We start from the raw sequence: 21,796 nt of genomic DNA, 5'->3' as shown, positions 1-21,796 counted from the left end.
AGCATGATGACGATTTCTGCTCAGGTAATTGATACGATTGTTGAATGGATTGATGATAATTTGAATCAACCATTGCGCATTGATGATATTGCACGCCATGCGGGATATTCCAAATGGCACCTGCAGCGTCTTTTTATGCAGTACAAAGGCGAAAGTCTTGGGCGTTACATCCGCGAGCGCAAGCTGCTGTTGGCGGCGCGCGATCTACGCGATACCGACCAGAAAGTGTACGACATCTGTTTGAAATACGGATTCGATTCGCAGCAGACCTTTACGCGTATTTTCACCCGTACGTTCAGCCAGCCGCCGGGAGCTTATCGCAAAGAAAATCATAGCCGAACGCATTAACAGCAGAGGGTTCTCGCGGGCCTAATCCGCCAGCGAGAACCAGCGCCGCCAGATGAAGCGCAGCACCAAATATTCAATCACGCCCAGCAGTAAAAACCACAGGCAAAACAGCAAAGTATAAAACTGATTGAGATCCATCAGATGAAAAATGGCGACGAGTTTTTGCGCCAGCACCAGGCCAAGCGAGGGGGCGGGTAGCAGCAGGCAAGACAAAAAAGCCAGTAGCAGGATCCCTGCGACAGTCATCAGTGATTCAAGCGGGTGTTTCATGACATTGTTAAACTTGAGTTAAAAAGCTATTGTCCGGGATCTCAGCGGGCAACGCAAATTCCCACGCTTACATCCCCGCCCAAATCTCACAATGTTTTTTCACCAGGCCACTCAGTGACCCGCCTTCGGCGACAAAGTCACGCATGTTTTGTGCTTCATCATGACCATTTTTAACCTGCAGATGTATAGCTTCAATCGCGCTGGTTGCGCCTACTTTATCTGCAGAGGTAGCGATATTCTCCAGGAGTCGCAATGTGTCTTCTGACAGGCGGCAACCGTCGCCGGTATTGACGTCGGTGACGATTCCCGCCATACCAAAGCGACAGGCTTGAAAACGATTGAATTTATACAACAGGTAATCACGCTCCTGGTGCTTGAATGGACGTTTGGTGAGTAACCAGTGGGCGGTAGCCTGAATAAGTCCTGCCATATTGACCGCATGATCAAGGGTCAGCGGCGTATCCATTACCCGAACCTCTACCGTGCCAAAGTGCGGGCTGGGGCGGATATCCCAGTGTAAATCTTTAATGCTATCAATCATGCTGGTGTAAGCCAGTCGACGGAATAGCCCCTCGAATTCCTGCCAGTTATTCACCCATGGCATCGGGCCATTATCGGGAAATCCGGAGAAAATATTCAGGCGCGCGCAGGCAAACCGCGTGTCGGAGGTCTGCATATAAGGTGAAGCGGCCGAGAGCGCAATAAAATGGGGAACAAATCGCGACAGGCCGTGTAGCAGGTAAATGGCATCATCGCCGTTTGCGCAGCCGATATGCACATGCTGGCCAAACACCGTCGCTTGCTGGATAAGATAGCCAAAATTTTCCAGGTTGCGCCGATAGCGTTCGTCATCGCAGACTTCCTGACGTTGCCATTTTTGAAATGGATGTGTGCCACCGCCACAAATGGCGAGGTGATGCTCTGCAGCAACTCGCATAATTATCTGCTGCATAGCGGACAATTCAGCATCAGCCTGGTCGATATTTCGGCAAACTCCGGTCGCCATCTCCAGCATACTTTCGGTGATATCGTGCTTCACTTCTCCGGCGGTGAGCTGCGGTTTTACGGCGTCAATCAGCCGGGAAGAATCCTGACTCAGGTCGTAACCTGGCGGATTGACCACCTGCATTTCCAGTTCAATGCCTAACGTAAAAGGGTCGGAAACATGAAAATCAGGTAGTGGCATAAGGCTCTCTTCCGCGTTGATTTTTAATCAGTATAGAAGGACTGCTGATTTTCTGTTCGTCGTCAAAATCACCCTTGTGACGCTTTGAAGGTGTAATGGCCAGTGTTATAACTATTTTTTACTTCGCTACTGGGGTTGAATCGTGCCGGAAATAAATCTTTATGGGCAGACCGTCGGCGATGTCGTGCCGGACTGGAATGGCGCTGCCGTACTGCCACGGGAAACGCTGATAGGGCAATATTGTCGACTGGTTCCCCTGGATGCCGACAGCCATGCCGCCGATCTGTTTGATGCCTACGCGCAGGCGCCGGACGATCGCGACTGGACCTGGCTTGCAAGCTCTCGCCCCACAAGCGTCGAGGCCGCAGTTTGCTGGGTGCAGGGGAAAGTTACTGATGCATCTCTGGTTCCCTATGCCGTCATTGAACAGCGTTCAGGACGAGCTGTCGGACTGGTGTGCTTTATGGCGATTGAACGGGAGCACGGTTCGGTCGAAATTGGTCATGTGACCTGGTCACCGCGTATGAAAAATACGGTTCTCGGCACCGAAAGCATCTGGCTGCTGTTACGCCAGGCATTTGCGCTGGGCTATCGTCGCGTGGAGTGGAAATGCGATTCTCTGAACACCGCTTCTCGACGGGCAGCGGAACGCCTTGGGTTTATCTTCGAAGGTCGCTTTCGCCAGAAGATTGTGCGCAAGGGGCGTAATCGCGACAGCGACTGGTTATCAATGATTGATAGCGAATGGCCCCAGTGTGACGCCGTGTTACAGCGCTGGTTGGCCGCAGAGAACTTTGATGAACACGGGCGGCAACGCCAGTCGATGGCAGAGTGCTTTTCCTGTGAGACTGCCAACGTTGAGACTGTGCAGACGCAACAGCAAGATTATCAACAGCGCTGGCAACAGGAACATGGCTCGCTGACGCAAACACCGCCCGCGCTTCTGGCTGATTTACTCACAGCACAACCTCGCAATCCCAACCTTTGCTACGACACGTTCAGCTCAAGAGCAGGGTTAGCAGCACTGACAAAAGCAAATGTGTCCACCTCAGAACCGATGTCGGCGATTATCAATACGGAAGTGGATACCGGAGAGCGTCGCATCCCTGTACGGATTTATCGACCGGCACTGACCGGAGAGCCGAAGGTGGTGGTGTTTATCCATGGCGGTGGGCATCTGAGCGGTTCGGTGGAAGTCTATGACCCGGTTGCCCGTCATCTGGCGATGGCGACAGGAAATATCGTTGTGTCGGTTGATTATCGACTTGCGCCAGAAAACCCGTATCCGGCTGGTCTTTCTGATGCAAAAGCAGTAATAGAAAACGTCTGGTCGCTGCTCGAAAGTCAGCATATTCCTTACACTCGCCAACTCACGCTTATCGGCGACAGCGGTGGCGGCGCATTTAGCACGACGCTGGCGGCCTACTTTTCCCGCGAGCAGCCAGGATTTATTCATCGCCTGGTGCTGATTTATCCGAGCCTGGACTACACGCTGAACTGGCCATCGGTGCAGGAGAACGGTACCGGAAAGCTACTGGATGAAAGCAAAATACGCTGGTATTTTCAGCAATATTTCCGCAATGAAGAAGATCGTAAACAGACGTCTCCGCTTTACCTGCCGTTGAGCCAGGATTTTCCACCCACTCTGGTAGTCAGTGGTGGGTTGGATCCTTTACGGGATGAGAATTTTGCTTTTGTCGCCAGACTGCAAGCTGAGGGGATACCCGTACAGCATGTTCACTTTCCTGGGATGACGCATGCTTATCTGATGCTGGAGGATAAAGTCCCGCAGGAAGCAAAAGCCACCTATCTGGCGATTGGTGACTTTGTTAAAAAGTAACGTCGCACAGAGTAATGACATGGTAATCGCGTTGAAACCAATGCACGTTAATTTCCTGATTGGCGAGGTTAGGCGAAAATGATGGCATGATTTGCAATGTTAATTGCTGATTCGTGAGTGCGGTAATTTTTGCGCTGGTGAAACCTGGTAACCCGGATGCCTGAGTGGAAAACGCCTTATACAGGCTCTCCTTAGCGCTGAATGCCAGAGTTAAGGCGAGTGGAAAGGGCAATTCAGAATGATGCAAAATCGGTCGTTCGTGGTTATCGATAATACCGTCAGCCAGCTCAACTGCGGTTTGTTGCGTAAAAATAGCTTCTATATCCAGCCCAACGGGATGCGTCGATACTACCGCCAGCGCAGTTGATGCACTGTGGCTGATGCTGCCAAACAACTTTTGTGGCCACAGCGGTTGTCGCTGCCCGCCGATGCCAGGTACAGTTTTGATACTGTATTCACGTAATGCATGTACTGCGGCAATACGTCCTGCTAAGTGCTCAGCTTTACGCTTACGTCCACAGGATTGAAGCTGAGAATGGTGGGGGAGCCAGAGCAGGTCGTGCTCATGGAAGCTGTCGGGATCGAACTCGACCATGTGCAGCGTGTGGTCTGCGAAAGTGAGCGGTGTGTGTGTGGTGTGCATGATAGTTATAATATCCCTCTCCTCGCAGCGAGGAGAGGGATAGCTTTATCAGAAGTGGGTGTTTACGCTCATGAACCACGTCCGGCCCGGTTCGTTATAGGTATTCGCGCCAGCGCCCGCCATATAGTTCCCGGTTACAATATCGCCCGTGGTCTGGGCATTACCTTCACGCCACAGACGTTTGTCGAAGACGTTATCCACGCCGCCGGTCAGGCTGACGTTTTTCGTCACATCCCAGGTCGCGCTCAGGCCGACGATGCTGTACGGGCTGACTTCACTCGCCGAACTACCGGTTACCGGTTTACCCTGGTAATCGTATTTCTTCGGCTGCTGTTTGCCGTACCAGGTGAAGGTGGACTGCAGCGACAAATCTTCGCGTGCCTGCCAGCTCAGCGTTGAGTTCAGGGTATATTCAGGAATAATCGACAGGCGCTCGCCGGTCTCTTTATTCTTACTTTGCAGCATGTAGGTAATGTTGTTGGTCCAGTTAACGGTTTCGCTAACCGGCACGTTCAACGTACCTTCCAGACCCTCAACCACCGCTTTAGGAATGTTTTCCCACTGATAGATATCGGTGTAAGTCGTCTTCCCTTTGTTGGTGATAGATGTTCTGTCGAACGGTACCGTACCTGCTTCAATTTTGTTGCGATAATCGTTGCGGAACCAGGTTACCCCAGCCAGCCAACCGTCACGTTTGAACTCAAGACCAATCTCTTTGTTGATGCTGGTTTCAGCCTTCAGGTCATCGTTGCCCATCATGTAGCAACCAATTCCGGTCGCGGAACCGGTAGCGTAGCAACCCTGGCCTTTACTGTACAGAATGTAGTTCGGGTTGAGCTGGTACAGGCTTGGTGCTTTATAGGCGCGCGCAATCCCCATCTTCAGGGTGAAGTCATCGCCCAGCCCCTGGGACAGGTTCAGAGATGGGCTCCAGTTGTCGCCAACGATGCTGTGGTGGTCGAAACGCAGACCCGGCGTCAGCATGGTGCTGTCGGTCAGTTCCATGTTGTTTTCAGTAAACAGGGAGAAAATCTCTGCGTCTGAGTACGGGCTACGGTTGGTGCTGCTGGACCCTGGAATATCGCCGCCCATAAAGGTCTGCGAATTGGACAACATGTCCTTCATGCGTTGCTGGTTCCATTCAGTACCCAGCGTCAGGTTTTGGTTCACCAGCAGATCAAACGGAATGCTGATTTCACTGTGCAGCATGACGTCATTCAGGTCGGCATCGACATATTTTTGTGACGCATTCGGGTCGAAGATCCCTTCCGTACCACCTGCCAGGCCTTCTGGTGTACGGGAGTTACGCGTATGTTCATACTGCACCCAGTTGCTGGTGGTGACGCCGTTATCCCAACCGCCGTTCCAGGTCAAAGAGTAATTCTGGCGGTAAAGACGGTTGGTCTCTTTCCCGTAGTTATCTTTCACCAGTTGGTTGGTGTTGGTGTTTTGGGTGTCACCCGCATACAGGTTGCCCTGACGGCTATAACCGGCTTCCAGTTCCAGTGACTGGAGCGGGGCGAAATCCCAGCGAACCACGCCGTTAATGTCTTTGTTGATCACCCCTTCACGACCGGCCGGTAAGGTGTTGGCGTAAGTGCCGGTACGTTCTGACTGATGGCCCTGGTTGATGTCCCATGCGTCGGCCTGGGTTTTATCAAGATTACCGTACAGGCGGAAGCTGAAATCCCCGCCCATTGGACCATTCAGGCTAAAGTTGGTGCGCTTGGTCGATCCTTCGTCTTTGTGTTCCGGGGCGTTGAAATAGGTATCCCAGGAGCCGTGCCATTCATTGCTGCCCTTTTTGGTGATGATATTCACCACACCGCCAGCTGCACCGTTGCCATAGCGTGCCGCGACAGGACCGCGCAGCACTTCAATACGTTCGATCATTTCCGGTGGAACCCAGGCGGTATCGCCACGAGTATCACGCTCGCCGCGCCAGCCCTGACGCACGGAGTTACGGCTGGTAACCGGTTTACCGTCGATCAAAATCAGGGTGTTTTCTGGCCCCATGCCGCGAATATCGATCTGGCGGTTGTTGCCGCGCTGACCGCTGGTTGAGTTACCGGTCAGGTTAACGCCAGGCATGGTACGGATGATTTCCGACACATCGCGAGCGGGAGGGTTCTTACGAATTTCATCAGCGGTAATGGTTGAAACGCCCGGCGCCTGCAGGTTCTGCTGGGCGGCGGTAACGACGATGGTGTCTTCATGAGAGACAGCGACGCTATCGGTTTGATCTTCTGCCATTGCTGGCAGGGCTACCCCGTAAATCCCTAAATTGACCAATAAGGCCAGTGAATGAATCTTGTTGTTCATTGTATGTCCTGCTGTTCTTTTAGCCACGAGTGCCAATGTGCCGTGGTGCGGCATTTGGCCTGATGTCGCCCGCATCTGCGTAAACTATCCATTCCAGAAAAAGTACGCAGTGCCAGGTCGGTTTATAAGTGGTGAAAAACTGTACGCGCTTCCCACAGCGCGACAATACGCTATTGCAAATGCAAATAGTTATCAATAATATTATCAATATATTTCACGCTAGATCATAAAATTTCACAATAAACATGGGGTTATGGCTGTGACGACGTTAAAGATGGGAAGCGAGGCGTGGTGGCAGTCGAAAAAAGGCCCGGAGTGGGAGCGTGAAGATAACGGAAATTATCGGGTAACCTTCTGGTGGCGTGACCCACAGGGAACGGAAAATGAGTCAGCCATTCATCGCGTTTGGGTTTATATCACCGGCGTCACCGACCACCATCAAAATGCCACCCCTCAGTCGATGCGACGTATTGATGGAACAAATGTTTGGTGCTGGAGTGTTTCCCTCAGCGCCAACTGGCGTGGCAGCTACTGTTTTATCCCAACAGAGCGCAACGATATCTTCTCCCCGCTGGCGGCGGATGCTGCGCCTGACCGAAGCATACTGCGTGAAGGCTGGCGGCAATTGCTGCCACAGGCCATTGCCGATCCCCTTAATTCGCAGAGCTGGCAGGGCGGTCGTGGCCACGCGGTGTCTGCGCTGGAAATGCCGGAGGCACCCGTACAGCCCGGATGGGATCAACCTGAACCCCCCAAATCCCCCGCAGTGTGCCTGCAATGGCATAGCGCCAGGCTCGGCAATACGCGTCGCGTATGGGTGTTTACCACCGGTGATGCTCAACCCGAAACGCGTCCGTTGGCTATCCTGCTGGATGGGCAGTTTTGGGCACAGAGTATGCCGGTCTGGCCTGCGTTGACTTCACTCACGCATCGCGGCCACCTTCCTTCTGCCGTTTATCTCCTGATTGATGCCATTGATACGGCTCACCGCAGCCATGAGCTACCGTGTAATGCGGATTTTTGGTTGGCGGTGCAGGAGGAGTTATTACCACTGGTGAAGACAACGACCGCGTTTAGTGACGATCCGCAGCGCACCGTGGTGGCTGGGCAAAGTTTTGGCGGGTTGTCATCGCTGTATGCTGGACTGAACTGGCCCGCGCGCTTTGGCTGTGTGCTTAGCCAGTCGGGCTCTTACTGGTGGCCGCATCGTGGTGGTTATCAGGACGGGGCGATCGTCGAGCAACTGAAAAGCGGGAAGGTGAGTGCTCAGGGGCTGCGTATTGTCCTGGAAGCGGGGATCCGCGAGCCCATTATTTATCGCGCTAATCAGGCGCTATATGCCCAGTTACCTTCTGCACCACAGTCTATTTTCTGGCGTCAGGTTGATGGCGGACACGATGCTCTTTGCTGGCGCGGCGGTCTGATGCAAGGGCTAATGACGCTCTGGCAACCGCTTACCGACATGATTTAACCGGACGATGTTCCACGACAGGAGTTGAGTATGGAATTCAGTAACCCCTTCGATAATCCGCAGGGCCAGTTTTACATTCTGCAAAATCCCCAGCGTCAGTTTAGCCTTTGGCCGCAGCAGTGCTCGCTTCCTGCTGGCTGGCAAATTGCTTGCGAACCCCAATCCCAGGAAGCCTGCCAACAATGGCTGGAAGCAAACTGGACCACGCTTACGACCGCGAACTACGTCGATGTGCAGGAGGCTCCATGACTCAGCGTTTACCGTTAGTGGCGGCTCAGCCGGGGATCTGGATGGCGGAAAAACTCTCCACATTGCCCTCGGCGTGGAGCGTGGCGCACTACGTAGAGTTAACTGGCGAACTGGACGCGTCGTTGCTGGCGAAAGCCGTTGTGGCGGGCCTGGAGCAGGCCGATACCCTGCGGATGCGGTTTAGCGAAGATAACGGTGAGATCTGGCAATGGGTGGATTCTGCGCTCGCCTTTGCGCAACCTGAAATTATCGACCTGCGCGCAAAATCCAATCCACATGAGGCGGCGCGTGCGTTGATGCAGGCAGACCTGCAGCAGGACATACGTGCTGATGGCAATAAACCGCTGGTTTTTCACCTGCTTATACAGGTGGGAGAAAAGCGTTGGTATTGGTATCAGCGTTACCATCATTTGCTGGTCGATGGCTTCAGTTTTCCGGCCATTACCCGCCAGATAGCCGCAATTTATCGCGCATGGCTACACGGCGAGCCTACGCCAGACTCGCCTTTTACGCCGTTCGCCGAGGTGGTGGAAGAGTATCAACAGTACCGTCAAAGCGATGCCTGGCAACGCGACGGCGCTTTCTGGAGCGAGCAGCGAAAGCAACTTCCACCTCCTGATTCGCTGTCGAACAATCCGTTGCCGGGACGATCGGCCAGCGCGGATATTATTCGTATGAAGTTAACCGCGCCTGAAGGGGCGTTTCGTCGGCTTGCGGCACGTATGCCTGACGTTCAGCGTGCGGATCTGGCCCTCGCGCTGGTGGCATTGTGGCTGGGACGTTTATGCAGCCGAATGGATTATGCCGCCGGGTTTATCTTTATGCGGCGCATGGGGTCGGCGGCGTTGACCTCCACTGGACCGGTTTTAAACGTACTGCCATTTGGTGTGAGGCTGGATGCGGCAGAAAGCTTGCCTGCGCTTGCACAACGACTGGCCGGACAGTTGAAGAAAATGCGTCGGCATCAACGTTATGATGCCGAACAAATCGTTCGCGACAGCGGGCGTGCAGCCGGTGCCGAGCCGCTGTTTGGCCCGGTGCTGAACGTGAAAATATTCGACTATCAGCTGAATATTCCCGGCGTTCAGGCGCAAACCCACACGCTGGCGACAGGGCCGGTGAACGATCTTGAACTGGCGTTATTCCCGGATGAAAACGGTGGGCTGAGTATTGAAATCCTGGCCAATAAACAGCGCTACGATGCAGAAACGCTGGCGCAGCATGCCTCGCGTTTAATCGGGCTTATCGAGCAGTTTGCCGACAATCCGGCGCTATGCTGCGGCGACGCCGGGATGCTGTTGCCAACAGAACATGAGCGGCTGGCGAAGATTAATGACACCACCGTCGAGATCCCGTCCACTACGCTGAGCGCGCTGGTGGCACAGCAGGCCGATAAAACGCCGGATGCCCCGGCGTTGGCCGATGCCCGCTATCAGTTTAGCTATCGCGAAATGCGCCAGCAGGTCGTGGCGCTGGCGAGCCTTTTGCGTGCACGCGGCGTCAAGCCTGGCGACAGCGTCGCCGTGGCATTACCGCGTTCCGTGTTCCTGACGCTGGCGCTGCACGGTATCGTTGAAGCCGGTGCAGCCTGGCTGCCGTTGGATACCGGATACCCGGACGATCGCCTGCGGATGATGCTCGAAGACGCGAAGCCAAAATTGTTGATCGCGACCAATGAGCAACTGGCGCGCTTTAGCGATATTCCTGAGCTGGAAAGTCTGTGCTATGACTCGCCCCTGCCAGCAGAAGATGCTGCTCCGCTGGCGCTATCTCAGCCCAATCATACTGCCTATATCATTTTTACTTCCGGTTCTACCGGTAGACCAAAAGGGGTGATGGTTGGGCAAACCGCCATCGTTAACCGTCTGCTGTGGATGCAAAATCACTATCCACTGACCGCAGATGATGTGGTGGCGCAAAAAACACCATGCAGTTTTGACGTCTCGGTATGGGAGTTTTTCTGGCCGTTTATTGCCGGGGCAAAGCTGGTAATGGCAGAGCCTGAGGCGCACCGCGACCCGCTGGCGATGCAGCAGTTCTTTGCCCAATATGGGGTGACGACCACGCACTTTGTTCCCTCTATGTTGGCCGCTTTTGTCGCTTCACTGACGCCGGAAACCGCGCGGGAGAGTTGTGCCTCGCTGAAACGGGTATTTTGCAGCGGCGAAGCCTTGCCTGCAGATTTATGCCGTGAGTGGGAACAGTTAACTCATGCGCCACTGCACAATTTGTACGGACCAACGGAAGCAGCGGTTGATGTGAGCTGGTATCCGGCCTGGGGGGAAGACCTTGCTGCTGTAACCGGCAACAGCGTGCCGATTGGCTATCCGGTATGGAATACCGGTTTACGTATCCTGGATGCCATGATGCGCCCGGTGCCTTTCGGCGTGGCTGGTGATTTATATCTGACGGGGATCCAACTGGCGCAAGGTTATCTGGGCCGTCCGGATCTGACAGCAAGCCGCTTTATCGCCGATCCGTTTAACGTTGGCGAACGCATGTACCGTACCGGGGATGTGGCTCGCTGGCTGGAAAATGGCGCGGTGGAATACCTCGGGCGCAGCGATGACCAGCTTAAAATTCGCGGACAACGCATTGAGCTCGGCGAGATTGACCGGGTGATGCAGCAGTTGCCTGATGTCGAGCATGCCGTTGCCCACGCCTGCGTATTCAACCAGGCGGCGGCGACAGGCGGCGATGCGCGTCAACTGGTGGGGTATCTGGTGTCACAATCGGGTTTACCGCTGGATACGTCAGCGTTGCGGGAAAAGCTGCGTGAAAAACTGCCTGCGCATATGGTGCCGACGGTATTGTTGCAGCTGGCGGAGCTTCCGCTTAGCGCGAACGGTAAACTGGATCGTAAAGCGCTGCCGATGCCGCAGTTGACGTCGCATACTTCCGGGCGCGCACCGCGAGCAGGGACTGAAACCACCATCGCGCAGTCTTTTGCGGCTTTGCTGGGTTGCGAGGTTAATGACGTGGCGGCAGACTTCTTTGCGCTTGGCGGACATTCGTTGCTGGCGATGAAGCTGGCGGCACAGTTGAGCCGGGTTTTTGAGCGTCAGGTGACGCCGGGGCAGATTATGGTGGCCTCTACCGTTGAACAACTGAGTGCTCTACTGGAGAGCACTGATGATGAGCAGTCGCAACATATGGGATTTGAGGCACTGCTTCCACTGCGTGAAAGTCACGGCCCAACGCTGTTCTGTTTCCATCCGGCGTCGGGTTTTGCCTGGCAGTTTAGCGTGCTGTCGCGATATCTCAGCCCGCAGTGGTCGATTATTGGCATTCAGTCGCCGCGCCCGGATGGCCCTATGCAGACGGCGGAAAACCTCGACGCGGTATGCGAACATCATCTGGCAACGTTGCTCAGTCAACAACCTCACGGACCTTACTATTTATTAGGTTATTCGCTGGGCGGCACGCTGGCACAAGGGATCGCCGCGCGCTTACATGCCAGAGGAGAGACGGTTGCATTCCTCGGGCTGTTGGATACCTGGCCGCCAGAAACGCAAAACTGGCAAGAAAAAGAAGCTAATGGGTTGGATCCAGCGGTACTGGCAGAGATCGAGCGTGAACGCGAAGCGTTTCTGGCGGCGCAGCAGGGGAATGCGTCAGAGGCTTTATTTAACGCAATCGAAGGCAACTATGCCGATGCGGTTCGCCTGCTCACCACGGCACACAGCGTGCCGTTTGCAGGTCACGCTACGCTGTTCGTTGCTGAGCGCACGTTAGTACCGGGTGTCAGTCCTGAACGCAGCTGGTCGCCGTGGATATCCAGTCTGGATGTTTACCGCCAGGATTGCGCGCATGTTGACATTATTTCCCCTGCCTCATTTGAGGCGATAGGGCCTGTAATAAATGCACTGATTAATAAATCTGTGTAACAAGACGAATATTGCTATCGCGGTGATCGAACAATTCCATAATGTAAATAATATGTTATGGAATTGTTCTTTTTTATGCAATGCAAGGTGATGAAAGGGGTGAATAAATTCCGAATATAATTTTTGGTAGGGCGACAAGCACAAAGATTGTTTCGGATAATTCTGACTAGCTGGTAGACTTCTCCCACAGGAATGTTTTTCTTTTAGGAAAGTTTTCAGGTCACGCAACATGTCATCATTAAATATAAAGCAAGATAACGTTTCGGAATTTACTGGGTATCCTCAGCCAACGGCAAACGCAAATGAAATCGATTTAGTGAATCTAATCGAAATCTTATGGCGTGCAAGAACGAAAATTATAGCGACCGTTTTCGCCTTTGCTTGTGTGGGTATTCTGGTCTCTTTTCTGCTGCCACAAAAATGGACCAGTCAGGCCATCGTGACGCCGGCGGAAGCGGTTCAATGGCAGGGATTAGAGAATACGCTGACCAAATTGCGCGTGCTGGATATGGATATTAGCGTTAGCCGTGGTGATGTGTTTAACCTGTTTATCAAAAAATTCCAGTCGCCGTCATTGTTAGAAGAATATCTGCGCTCTTCGCCTTACGTAATGGATCAATTGAAAGGTGCTGATATCGACGAAATGGAGTTGCATCAGGCAATTGTCAGGCTCAGTGAGAAAATGAAAGCGGTTGATACTAACCTGGGTAAGAAGAACGAAACTTCGCTGTATACCTCATGGACACTGAGTTTTACCGCACCTCAGGCCGAAGAAGCCCAGTCAGTGCTGAAGGGATATATCCAGTATATTTCTGCCCTTGTGGTGAAAGAAACGCTGGAAGATATTCGCAATAAATTGTCCATCAAAACCAGTTATGAAAAAGAAAGACTGGAGATGGATCGCGTCAGGCTCAAAAACCAGTTGGAAGCAAATATCCAGCGACTGAACTACTCGCTGGAGATCGCCAATGCCGCCGGGATTAAAAAGCCGGTCTACAGTAATGGCCAGGCGGTGAAGGATGACCCCGATTTCTCTATTTCACTGGGTGCTGACGGCATCGAACGTAAATTAGAAATAGAAAAATCAGTAACGGATGTTGCTGAAATTAACGGTGAATTACGTAATCGCCAGTACCACGTTGAGCAACTGTTAGCGATGAATGTGGGTGACGTAACATTTACTCCGTTTAAATATCAACTTTCACCTTCGCTGCCGGTGAAAAAAGACGGTCCGGCTAAATCAATGATCGTTATTCTGGCCGCATTACTGGGGGGAATGGTGGCGTGTGGTGGTGTTCTATTGAACCATGCCATGATGTCGCGTAAGCAAAAAATGACGTTTATTGATCAGCAACTGGTGTGATGAATTGTCGTATGGCGGCAAGCTGGCCGCCATACTGTAACGCGTGTTATTTGTTGCGTCCAAGCGGCACCACTAACGGCGTTCCGGCAACCGGATCGTCGATAATCATACAGCGCAGTCCATAGATTTTTTCAATAAGCTGCGCGGTGACGATCTCCTTCGGTGCACCCTCGGCAATTATTTTTCCGTCACGCAGCGCGATCAGATGTGTTGCATAGCGACAGGCCTGATTCAGGTCGTGCAAAACGGCGGCCAGCGTATAACCTTTTTCCCGATTTAGCTCACTCAACAGTTCCAGCAGATCGATCTGATGACTGATATCCAGCCAGGTGGTGGGTTCATCGAGCAGCATAATCGACGTTTCCTGCGCCAGCACCATCGCAATCCATGCACGCTGACGTTGTCCGCCGGAAAGGGTATCCACACTTTGTGATGCCAGATGGGTGATACCCGTCGCCTGCATGGCGTTTGAGACCGCAGTTTCATCCTCTTTCCGCCAGCGGGTAAACAGCGGCTGGTGCGGGTAGCGTCCGCGGGCAACCAGCTCCTGTACCGTAATATCTCCCGGCGTGGTGGCGTTTTGCGCCAGCAAACCTATTCTGCGGGCGACTTCTTTGCTGGCATAGTGCTGAATATGCTCGCCGTCGAGCCAGACCTTGCCGTGCACGGGCGTCATCAGACGACTCAGCGTGCGCAGTAGTGTTGATTTCCCGCAGCCGTTTGGCCCGATAATCGCGGTGAAATGGCCGTCGGGAATCGACACATTGAGGTTTTCCGCCACGGTAAACTTGCCATAACCCAACGTTAACTGGTCGCCACGCAAACGGGCTACTGATTCGATCATTTTTTGCGGGACTCCTGAATTAACAAGACGATAAGATAAATACCGCCGAGGCTTACGGTGACAACGCCCACCGGAAGCTGATAAGGCATAAACAGCTGTTGGGCGCATAAATCCGCCATCAGCAACAGCAACGCGCCGCACAGCGCCGACAGGGTTAATCCCCAGCGCGATGTACCGCTTATACGTCGCGCGATATGCGGCGCGACAAGAGCAATAAACGAGATAGGACCGGCCAGCGCGGTGGCGGCAGCGGTCAGTACCACCGCAACCAGCATCATCATCAGACGTGAGCGCTCAACGCTGACGCCAAGCGCACAGGCGCTGTCATCACCCATTTCCAGTAAGCGCATCCGGCGCACCAGCAGCGTGGCGCACACCAGCATGATGATAATCAGCGGGGCAGAAGGCCAGGTTTTGGCCCAGGTCAGGCCATTGAGCGATCCGGCGTTCCACAGCCCGGCCGTCAGCGCGGTTTCTAATGATGCTTTCAGCAGTAGCCAGGTGTTGAACGCCACCAGCATGGCGCGAATGCCGATACCGATAATAATCAGCCGGAAGGTGTCGATCCCATTGCGCCAGGCGAGCGCCCAGACCACCAGAGAAGTCAGAATCCCACCCAGCATGGCCGCCAGCGCGATAGCGGTGAGATGCTGTCCGAACAGCACCATTGCCACCAGCACACCGCTCCAGGCTCCGGTATTGAAACCCATCACATCCGGGCTGCCCAGCGGGTTGCGCATCAGCGACTGAAATATTGCGCCGCTCACACCGAGCGCCGCGCCAATCAATAGCGCCATGAGCACGCGTGGCAAACGCCATTCGGTTACCACCAGCGTAATACTGCGCGGCGCATCGCCGAGCAAGGCGGCAATAATTTGCTGGGTTTCCAGCGTAACAACGCCGCTACGCAGGCTCCACAAACCAATGACGAGACAACCTGCAACCAGCAGCAGGCTGCTGATAATCAGGCGGCGGGAGAGGTGCATCATGCGCCACCTCCGCGCGATTTACGGCGTACCAGAAAGATAAGCACCGGTGCACCGATAAACGCACTGACTACCGACACGCGCAGCTCGCCGGGGACAATCAGGCGACCGATTATATCGGCAATCAGTAACAGAGAAGGCGTTGCCAGTAGGGTTACGGGCAGTGACCAGCGGTGATCCGCCCCCACCAACCAGCGCGCCATGTGCGGCATCATTAGGCCAATAAAGGCGATAGGACCAACAATCGCGGTCGCACTGCCGCACAGTACGGTAATAACCAGCAGGCCAATAAATTGCGTGCGAGCGACTTTACTGCCAAGCGCGGTAGCGGTGTCGCTGCCGAGACTCAGGCTATTCAGAGCGCGACTGAGAAACAGTGCGACAGCCGCGGCAATCAGTACCGGTACCAGCACAACTTTCAGCGTTTGCAGGCTGCGGATATCCAGTGAGCCGGCTTGCCAGAAACGCAGCTGATCGTAAACGTCCGGGTTGAGCAGGGCGATGCCGGTGGATAATCCTTCCAGCACCGCGCCCAGCGCGACGCCCGCCAGGGTCAGACGTACCGGGCTTAACTGCCCGCCGCCCTGACTACCGGTAAAAGCTACGATCAGCGATGCAGCCAGCGCACCGCAAAAGGCCATCAGCAGCTGTTCTTGCGCAGAGGAAAAGCCGAACAGCGCGGCCCCCAGCACAATAGCGAAGCTGGCGCCGGAGTTGACACCCAGAATGCCGGGATCGGCGAGAGGATTACGCGTGAGCGTTTGCATTAGTGCGCCAGCCAGGCCCAGCGCACCACCGGCGAGCAGGCCCGCCAGCGTGCGCGGCAGGCGCGCGTCCAGCACGATGGTGCAATCAGCACTTTGACAACTGCCGGTGAGCGCATCCAGCACCACGGAGGCAGGTAGCGACTTGGCGCCAATAACCAGACTTAATACCGTGGTGAGAACAAGTAATAACAATAGTCCGGGCACGGCGAAGGCACGTGTCGCGGAAACAGAGCATGACATATCAACTTCCCTGATAATGATAGTAATTATCGTTATCGATCTTATTTGGATATGTTAGCATGTGCAGCCATCGAATGGATATTGAAAAAGTACCTGGTAAGGCTCTGTAATGAATCGACAATCCTGGCTGCTCAATCTCAGCCTGTTAAAGACCCACCCAGCATTTCGCGCTGTCTTCCTCGCCCGTTTTATTTCCATTGTCTCTCTGGGGCTACTCGGCGTGGCGGTTCCGGTACAGATCCAGATGATGACCCAGTCGACCTGGCAGGTGGGTTTGTCGGTGACGTTGACCGGTAGCGCAATGTTTATTGGCCTGATGGTGGGCGGAGTGCTGGCCGACCGCTATGAGCGTAAAAAAGTGATCCTGCTGGCGCGTGGAACCTGTGGTATTGGCTTTATTGGCCTGTGTCTGAATGCGCTGCTGCCCGAACCGTCGTTGCTGGCGATTTATCTGCTTGGCTTATGGGATGGTTTCTTTGCCTCTCTGGGCGTGACCGCATTGCTGGCTGCGACGCCAGCGCTGGTTGGGCGCGAGAATTTGATGCAGGCCGGGGCGATTACCATGCTGACGGTGCGTCTGGGATCGGTAATTTCACCGATGCTTGGCGGGGTGCTGCTCGCGACTGGCGGCGTGGCCTGGAACTACGGACTGGCGGCGGCGGGAACCTTCATTACCTTACTACCGTTGCTGAGCCTTCCTGCGTTGCCGCCTCCGCCGCAGCCGCGCGAGCATCCGCTGAAATCGCTGCTGGCAGCATTTCGCTTTCTGCTTGCCAGCCCGCTGATTGGCGGCATTGCGCTGCTCGGTGGTCTGTTAACCATGGCGAGCGCCGTGCGTGTGCTGTATCCGGCATTGGCGATTAACTGGCACATGTCGAGTGCGCAAATTGGCCTGCTGTATGCGGCTATTCCGCTGGGGGCAGCCGTGGGCGCATTGACCAGCGGACAACTGGCGCACAGCGTTCGTCCGGGACTGATTATGCTGGCATCGACCGTGGCTTCATTTCTGGCTATCGGCCTGTTTGGCTTGATGCCCGTCTGGCAGCTTGGTGTGGTTTGTCTGGCGCTGTTTGGCTGGTTGAGCGCGGTCAGCTCTTTGTTGCAGTACACCCTGTTACAGACGCAGACGCCGGAAGCGATGCTCGGTCGAATTAACGGTTTGTGGACGGCGCAAAACGTCACCGGCGATGCGATTGGCGCGGCGTTGTTAGGTGGTCTGGGCGCGATGATGACGCCGGTTGCTTCGGCAAGCGTGAGTGGATTTGGGCTGGTGATTGTCGGTCTGTTACTGCTGCTGCTGTTGGGAGAAGTGCGCCGATTCCGGCAGGTCCCCGTGAATGTCTGATCGCGTTGTGCTCTACTGTTGTAGGCCGGATAAGGCGTGAGCCGCATCCGGCGCTGAACATTAAAACAGAGCCGACAGACGTTGCAGCAGCAGCGTGGCGCTGTAGTAGTCGAGACGGAAGGTTTCCGTACCCAGGGCGTAAACGCGTTTATTCTGCACGGCTGGCAGATGCGCCAGAAGCGGATTGGCGTAAATAGCGTCGGCATCTTTGCTGTCGCCAGCAAACAGGAACAGCGCTTCGCCGTTCAGGCCTGCTGCCAGGTTCTCACCGCCAAGCTGGATGATATCGTGGCGTTTGCCCTGACTCTGGCTGGTGTGCAAGTTGGCAGGCAGCGTTGCCAGCGTGAACCCTAACTGCTCCATCAGCTTGCCTTGCGCTGACTCCGGTGTCCACAGGTTGGCGCTGTGCGCCGCGGCGGTATATACCAGCGCGCTGACCGGCTGTGGTGGCAGGGTAATATGTTGCTTAACCGCCTGAAGTTGCTTATCAAACTCGGCAATTCGCGCAGCTGCCTGTTGCTCCTGACCGGTAATTTCACCTAACTGGGTCAGCAGCGACTGCCAGCTTTTATCGTCGTAATTAATGATGAGTGTTGGCGCAATGGTGGACAGCTGATCGTATAGCGCGAGGGCAGAATCTCCCCCAGTAGCGCTTACCAGAATCAGATCCGGCATTTGAGCTGCGACGGCTTCGGCGCTCGGTTCGCCGATATACAGGCGGCTCAGTTTGCGTTCTTTTGCTACTTCGCTCCACTGACGTAAAAAGCCCTGCGCATCGCCGATGCGATTGTTCGGCGTAGTGGCACCGCTGGCAATGACCGGGGCATCAATCGCCAGCAGCGAGCCGGTGAGGGTCACGCTGGTGGAGACAATTCGCTGCGGCTTATGCTCAAGCGTATGCGTGCCGCGGCTGTCAGTAACCTGACGCGGCCAGTCGGCGGCGTGACCTGAAGAAATTCCTGAAAGAGATAAACCTGCCAGTAAGAGCACGGTGCGGCAAAAAGAGGGGAGACTCACGAATCGGCTTCCTGTTATCAGTATGAGTAATGCTTCTCATTTTCATTGTTAGCGAGCAAGGATGCAAGCCAAAGTCGCACATTGTGCTACCACAAGAGTTGACATACCGCCGCTTTACTTTTAGGTTAGCGACCGAAAATATAAATGATAATCATTATTAGAGCCTTTATCATTTTTGGAGGATGATATGGATACGTCACTGGCCGAGGAAAAAACGCAGACTATGCCGACGCTCGCTCCCGACAGTTTTTTCTTTATGTCGCCGTACCGTAGTTTTACGACGTCAGGATGCTTCGCCCGCTATGCGGAACCGGCAATTGATGGCGATTCGCCAGACAGCCCTTTCCAACAGAAAATGAACGCACTGTTTGCTGATGCCAAATCGCAGGGCATCGCGAACCCTGTCATGGTCGGGGCGATTCCCTTTGATACCCGCCAGCCATCATCGCTGTTTATTCCCCAATCATGGCAGAGCTTCTCTCGTACGGCGAAGCAGCAATCATCACGTTACTTTACCGCGCATCAGTCGCTGAACGTCGTTGAACGTAAATCGATCCCGGAACAGGACTTTTTTGAAGATATGGTCGCCCGGGCGGCTGCGCTGACGTCCACTCCGGAAGTCGACAAAGTGGTGTTGTCACGCCTGATCGATATCACCGCCGATGCCAACATTGACAGCGGTGCGCTGCTGGAGCGTCTGGTGGCGCAAAATCCAGCGAGCTACAACTTCCATGTACCGATTGAAGACGGCGGCGTATTGATTGGTGCCAGCCCGGAACTGCTACTGCGCAAAGAAGGCGATCGTTTCAGTTCTCTACCGCTGGCGGGCTCTGCACGTCGTCAGCCTGATGATGTGCTGGATCGCGAAGCAGGGATCCGCCTGCTGGCGTCTGAGAAGGACCGCCATGAGCACGAACTTGTGACGCAGGCGATGAAAATGGTATTGCGCGATCGCAGCCGTGAATTGCAACTGCCTTCTTCTCCGCAGCTGGTTACCACGCCGACGCTCTGGCACCTCGGCACGCCGTTTGAAGGTAAAGCCAACCCGCAGGAAAACGCCCTGACGCTGGCGTGCCTGCTGCATCCGACGCCTGCGCTAAGCGGCTTCCCACATCAGGTTGCGCGCAAGCTTATCGCCGAGCTGGAGCCGTTCGATCGTGAATTGTTCGGCGGTATTGTCGGCTGGTGTGATGCCGAAGGTAACGGTGAGTGGGTGGTGACGATCCGCTGTGCGAAGCTGCTGCGCAATCAGGTGCGTTTTTTTGCCGGAGCAGGAATTGTTCCAGCCTCTTCCCCGGTTGCGGAATGGCGTGAAACGGGGGCCAAGCTCTCCACGATGTTGAATGTTTTTGGACTGCATTAAGAGCCTTGTGGACTGGCTTTAAGGAGCAATAATGAGTATTCCTTTCACCCGCTGGCCGGAAGAGTTTGCCCGCAGGTATCGTGAAAAAGGTTACTGGCAGGATTTGCCGCTGACCGACATTCTGACCCGTCACGCCGACAGCGACCATACGGCGATTATTGATGGTGAATTCCATCTGAGCTATCGCCAGCTAAATCAGGCCGCTGACAATCTTGCCTGCAGTTTGCGTTGCCAGGGGATCAAACCCGGCGAAACCGCGCTGGTACAACTGGGCAATGTGGCTGAGCTGTATATCACCTTCTTTGCGCTGCTCAAGCTGGGCGTAGCTCCAGTGCTGGCGCTGTTCAGCCATCAGCGTAACGAACTCAACGCCTACGCCAAACAGATTGAGCCGGCACTGCTGATTGCCGATCGCCAGCATACGCTGTTTAGCGGCGACGATTTTCTTAACGCTTTTGTGGCCGAACACAATTCAGTGCGCGTGGTGTTACTGCGTAATGATGAAGGTGAACACAATCTGCAAACGGCGATAAACCAGCCTGCGACAGATTTTTCCGCCACGCCATCGCCTGCTGATGAGGTGGCGTACTTCCAGCTTTCTGGCGGGACGACCGGGACGCCAAAACTGATTCCTCGCACTCATAACGATTACTACTACAGCGTGCGTCGCAGCAATGAGATTTGCCGCTTCACCGGGGAAACGCGTTATTTATGCGCAATCCCGGCGGCGCATAACTACGCCATGAGTTCGCCAGGCGCGCTGGGCGTATTCCTGGCCGGTGGCACCGTGGTGCTGGCGGCTGACCCGAGTGCCACTCTGTGTTTCCCGTTGATTGAACAGCATCAGGTTAACGTCACGGCGCTGGTGCCGCCTGCGGTGAGCCTGTGGTTGCAGGCGATTGCGGAGTGGGGCAGTAATGCGCAACTGGCTTCGCTGAAACTGCTACAGGTCGGTGGCGCAAGGCTTTCCGCCACGCTTGCGGCACGTATTCCGGCTGAGATTGGCTGCCAGTTGCAGCAGGTCTTCGGCATGGCGGAAGGGCTGGTGAACTATACCCGTCTGGACGACAGTCCTGAGCGCATCATCAATACCCAGGGGCGCCCGATGTGTCCCGATGATGAAGTCTGGGTAGCAGACGCTGACGGTAACCCTTTAGCCCAGGGAGAGACCGGACGCCTGATGACGCGTGGTCCGTACACCTTCCGCGGTTATTTCAAAAGTCCTGAGCATAATGCCAGCGCCTTTGACGCCAACGGCTTTTACTGTTCCGGCGATCTGATCGCTATCGATCCGGATGGTTACATCACCGTTCAGGGGCGTGAAAAGGATCAGATCAATCGCGGCGGGGAGAAGATCGCCGCTGAAGAGATTGAAAACTTGCTGCTGCGCCATCCAATGGTTATCCATGCCGCGCTGGTCAGTATGGAAGACGAACTGATGGGTGAGAAAAGCTGTGCCTGGCTGGTGGTGAAAGAGCCGCTGCGCGCGGTGCAGGTGCGCCGTTTTCTACGCGAACAGGGCATAGCGGAATTCAAATTACCCGATCGTGTTGAGTGCGTTGAGTCATTACCGCTGACTCCAGTGGGGAAGGTAGATAAAAAACAATTACGTCAGTGGCTGGCATCACGTTCACTGGCCTGAAGGAGAAATAGAA

At 54.6% G+C, this 21,796-nt stretch carries 17 protein-coding genes and 1 pseudogene; 10 read left to right on the top strand and 8 right to left on the bottom strand.

Annotated features, from left to right (window positions below; translation table 11 throughout):
* Window positions 1-6 precede the first annotated feature (6 nt).
* The gene (locus tag OGX96_RS13025) at window positions 7-348 is read left to right on the top strand and encodes a RamA family antibiotic efflux transcriptional regulator (RefSeq protein ID WP_003021996.1); all 342 of its coding nucleotides are present in this window, start codon (window positions 7-9) and stop codon (window positions 346-348) included.
* Between the two features lie 21 nt (window positions 349-369).
* On the opposite strand, the gene OGX96_RS13020 is transcribed toward OGX96_RS13025, so the two are convergent.
* On the bottom strand, window positions 370-618 hold the full coding sequence (locus OGX96_RS13020) for a DUF1158 domain-containing protein (protein WP_008784044.1): 249 nt from the start codon (window positions 616-618) through the stop codon (window positions 370-372).
* Between the two features lie 67 nt (window positions 619-685).
* Window positions 686-1,804: a YbdK family carboxylate-amine ligase gene (locus OGX96_RS13015; RefSeq protein WP_198801699.1), complete on the bottom strand. Its 1,119-nt coding sequence runs from the start codon at window positions 1,802-1,804 to the stop codon at window positions 686-688.
* Between the two features lie 142 nt (window positions 1,805-1,946).
* Between OGX96_RS13015 and OGX96_RS13010 the strand changes: the two are divergent.
* A pseudogene (locus tag OGX96_RS13010) lies at window positions 1,947-2,636 on the top strand (GNAT family N-acetyltransferase); the annotation flags it as partial.
* Window positions 2,628-3,644 carry an alpha/beta hydrolase gene (locus OGX96_RS13005; protein ID WP_353622032.1) on the top strand — a complete coding sequence of 339 codons (1,017 nt, stop codon included), beginning with the start codon at window positions 2,628-2,630 and terminating at the stop codon, window positions 3,642-3,644. The pseudogene OGX96_RS13010 and the gene OGX96_RS13005, both read left to right, overlap by 9 nt.
* Here the strand turns inward: OGX96_RS13005 and entD are convergent.
* Both entD and OGX96_RS12995 read right to left on the bottom strand, forming a co-directional pair.
* Window positions 3,634-4,287, bottom strand: a complete 654-nt coding sequence (gene entD, locus OGX96_RS13000) for an enterobactin synthase subunit EntD (protein ID WP_198801701.1) — start codon at window positions 4,285-4,287, stop codon at window positions 3,634-3,636. The genes OGX96_RS13005 and entD overlap by 11 nt on opposite strands.
* A 48-nt stretch (window positions 4,288-4,335) precedes the next feature.
* Window positions 4,336-6,609: a TonB-dependent siderophore receptor gene (locus OGX96_RS12995; RefSeq protein ID WP_198801702.1), complete on the bottom strand. Its 2,274-nt coding sequence runs from the start codon at window positions 6,607-6,609 to the stop codon at window positions 4,336-4,338.
* A gap of 253 nt (window positions 6,610-6,862) precedes the next feature.
* Between OGX96_RS12995 and fes the strand changes: the two genes are divergently transcribed.
* From fes to wzz(fepE), 4 genes are all read left to right on the top strand, one after another.
* Window positions 6,863-8,080 carry an enterochelin esterase gene (fes, locus tag OGX96_RS12990; RefSeq protein WP_198801703.1) on the top strand — a complete coding sequence of 406 codons (1,218 nt, stop codon included), beginning with the start codon at window positions 6,863-6,865 and terminating at the stop codon, window positions 8,078-8,080.
* A gap of 30 nt (window positions 8,081-8,110) precedes the next feature.
* On the top strand, window positions 8,111-8,329 hold the full coding sequence (locus tag OGX96_RS12985; RefSeq protein WP_032941816.1) for an MbtH family protein: 219 nt from the start codon (window positions 8,111-8,113) through the stop codon (window positions 8,327-8,329).
* Window positions 8,326-12,216, top strand: a complete 3,891-nt coding sequence (gene entF, locus OGX96_RS12980; protein WP_198801704.1) for an enterobactin non-ribosomal peptide synthetase EntF — start codon at window positions 8,326-8,328, stop codon at window positions 12,214-12,216. The genes OGX96_RS12985 and entF overlap by 4 nt, the downstream gene beginning before the upstream one ends.
* Before the next feature lie 229 nt (window positions 12,217-12,445).
* Window positions 12,446-13,579: an LPS O-antigen length regulator Wzz(fepE) gene (gene wzz(fepE), locus OGX96_RS12975; RefSeq protein ID WP_060682602.1), complete on the top strand. Its 1,134-nt coding sequence runs from the start codon at window positions 12,446-12,448 to the stop codon at window positions 13,577-13,579.
* 46 nt (window positions 13,580-13,625) lie between these two features.
* Here wzz(fepE) and fepC read toward each other — a convergent pair whose 3' ends face one another.
* From fepC to fepD, 3 genes are read right to left on the bottom strand one after another with little or no spacing between them, the layout of a single operon-like run.
* Window positions 13,626-14,423: an iron-enterobactin ABC transporter ATP-binding protein gene (gene fepC, locus OGX96_RS12970; protein ID WP_198801705.1), complete on the bottom strand. Its 798-nt coding sequence runs from the start codon at window positions 14,421-14,423 to the stop codon at window positions 13,626-13,628.
* Entirely contained in the window at window positions 14,420-15,412 is a 993-nt protein-coding gene (gene fepG, locus OGX96_RS12965) for an iron-enterobactin ABC transporter permease (RefSeq protein WP_003022026.1), read from the bottom strand. The genes fepC and fepG overlap by 4 nt, the downstream gene beginning before the upstream one ends.
* A complete protein-coding gene (fepD, locus tag OGX96_RS12960; protein ID WP_003831192.1) occupies window positions 15,409-16,416 on the bottom strand; it encodes a Fe(3+)-siderophore ABC transporter permease in 1,008 nt (335 codons plus the stop codon). Before fepD ends, fepG begins: the two co-directional genes overlap by 4 nt.
* A gap of 109 nt (window positions 16,417-16,525) precedes the next feature.
* On the opposite strand from fepD, the gene entS reads away from it, so the two are divergent.
* On the top strand, window positions 16,526-17,761 hold the full coding sequence (gene entS / locus OGX96_RS12955) for an enterobactin transporter EntS (protein ID WP_003831193.1): 1,236 nt from the start codon (window positions 16,526-16,528) through the stop codon (window positions 17,759-17,761).
* A 60-nt stretch (window positions 17,762-17,821) separates the two neighbouring features.
* Here the strand turns inward: entS and fepB are convergent, their stop codons facing one another.
* Window positions 17,822-18,778: a Fe2+-enterobactin ABC transporter substrate-binding protein gene (fepB, locus tag OGX96_RS12950; RefSeq protein WP_079934792.1), complete on the bottom strand. Its 957-nt coding sequence runs from the start codon at window positions 18,776-18,778 to the stop codon at window positions 17,822-17,824.
* Between the two features lie 187 nt (window positions 18,779-18,965).
* On the opposite strand from fepB, the gene entC reads away from it, so the two are divergent.
* Both entC and entE read left to right on the top strand, forming a co-directional pair.
* Complete coding sequence (gene entC / locus OGX96_RS12945; protein ID WP_153753580.1) at window positions 18,966-20,141, top strand: isochorismate synthase EntC; 1,176 nt, start codon at window positions 18,966-18,968, stop codon at window positions 20,139-20,141.
* A 31-nt stretch (window positions 20,142-20,172) separates the two neighbouring features.
* Entirely contained in the window at window positions 20,173-21,783 is a 1,611-nt protein-coding gene (entE, locus tag OGX96_RS12940) for a (2,3-dihydroxybenzoyl)adenylate synthase EntE (protein ID WP_198801706.1), read from the top strand.
* Window positions 21,784-21,796: the final 13 nt, after the last annotated feature.

The organism is Citrobacter sp. Cpo100 (genome assembly GCF_030332595.1).
GTDB lineage: Bacteria > Pseudomonadota > Gammaproteobacteria > Enterobacterales > Enterobacteriaceae > Citrobacter > Citrobacter portucalensis.
This window is presented reverse-complemented; position numbering and strand designations above follow the sequence as displayed.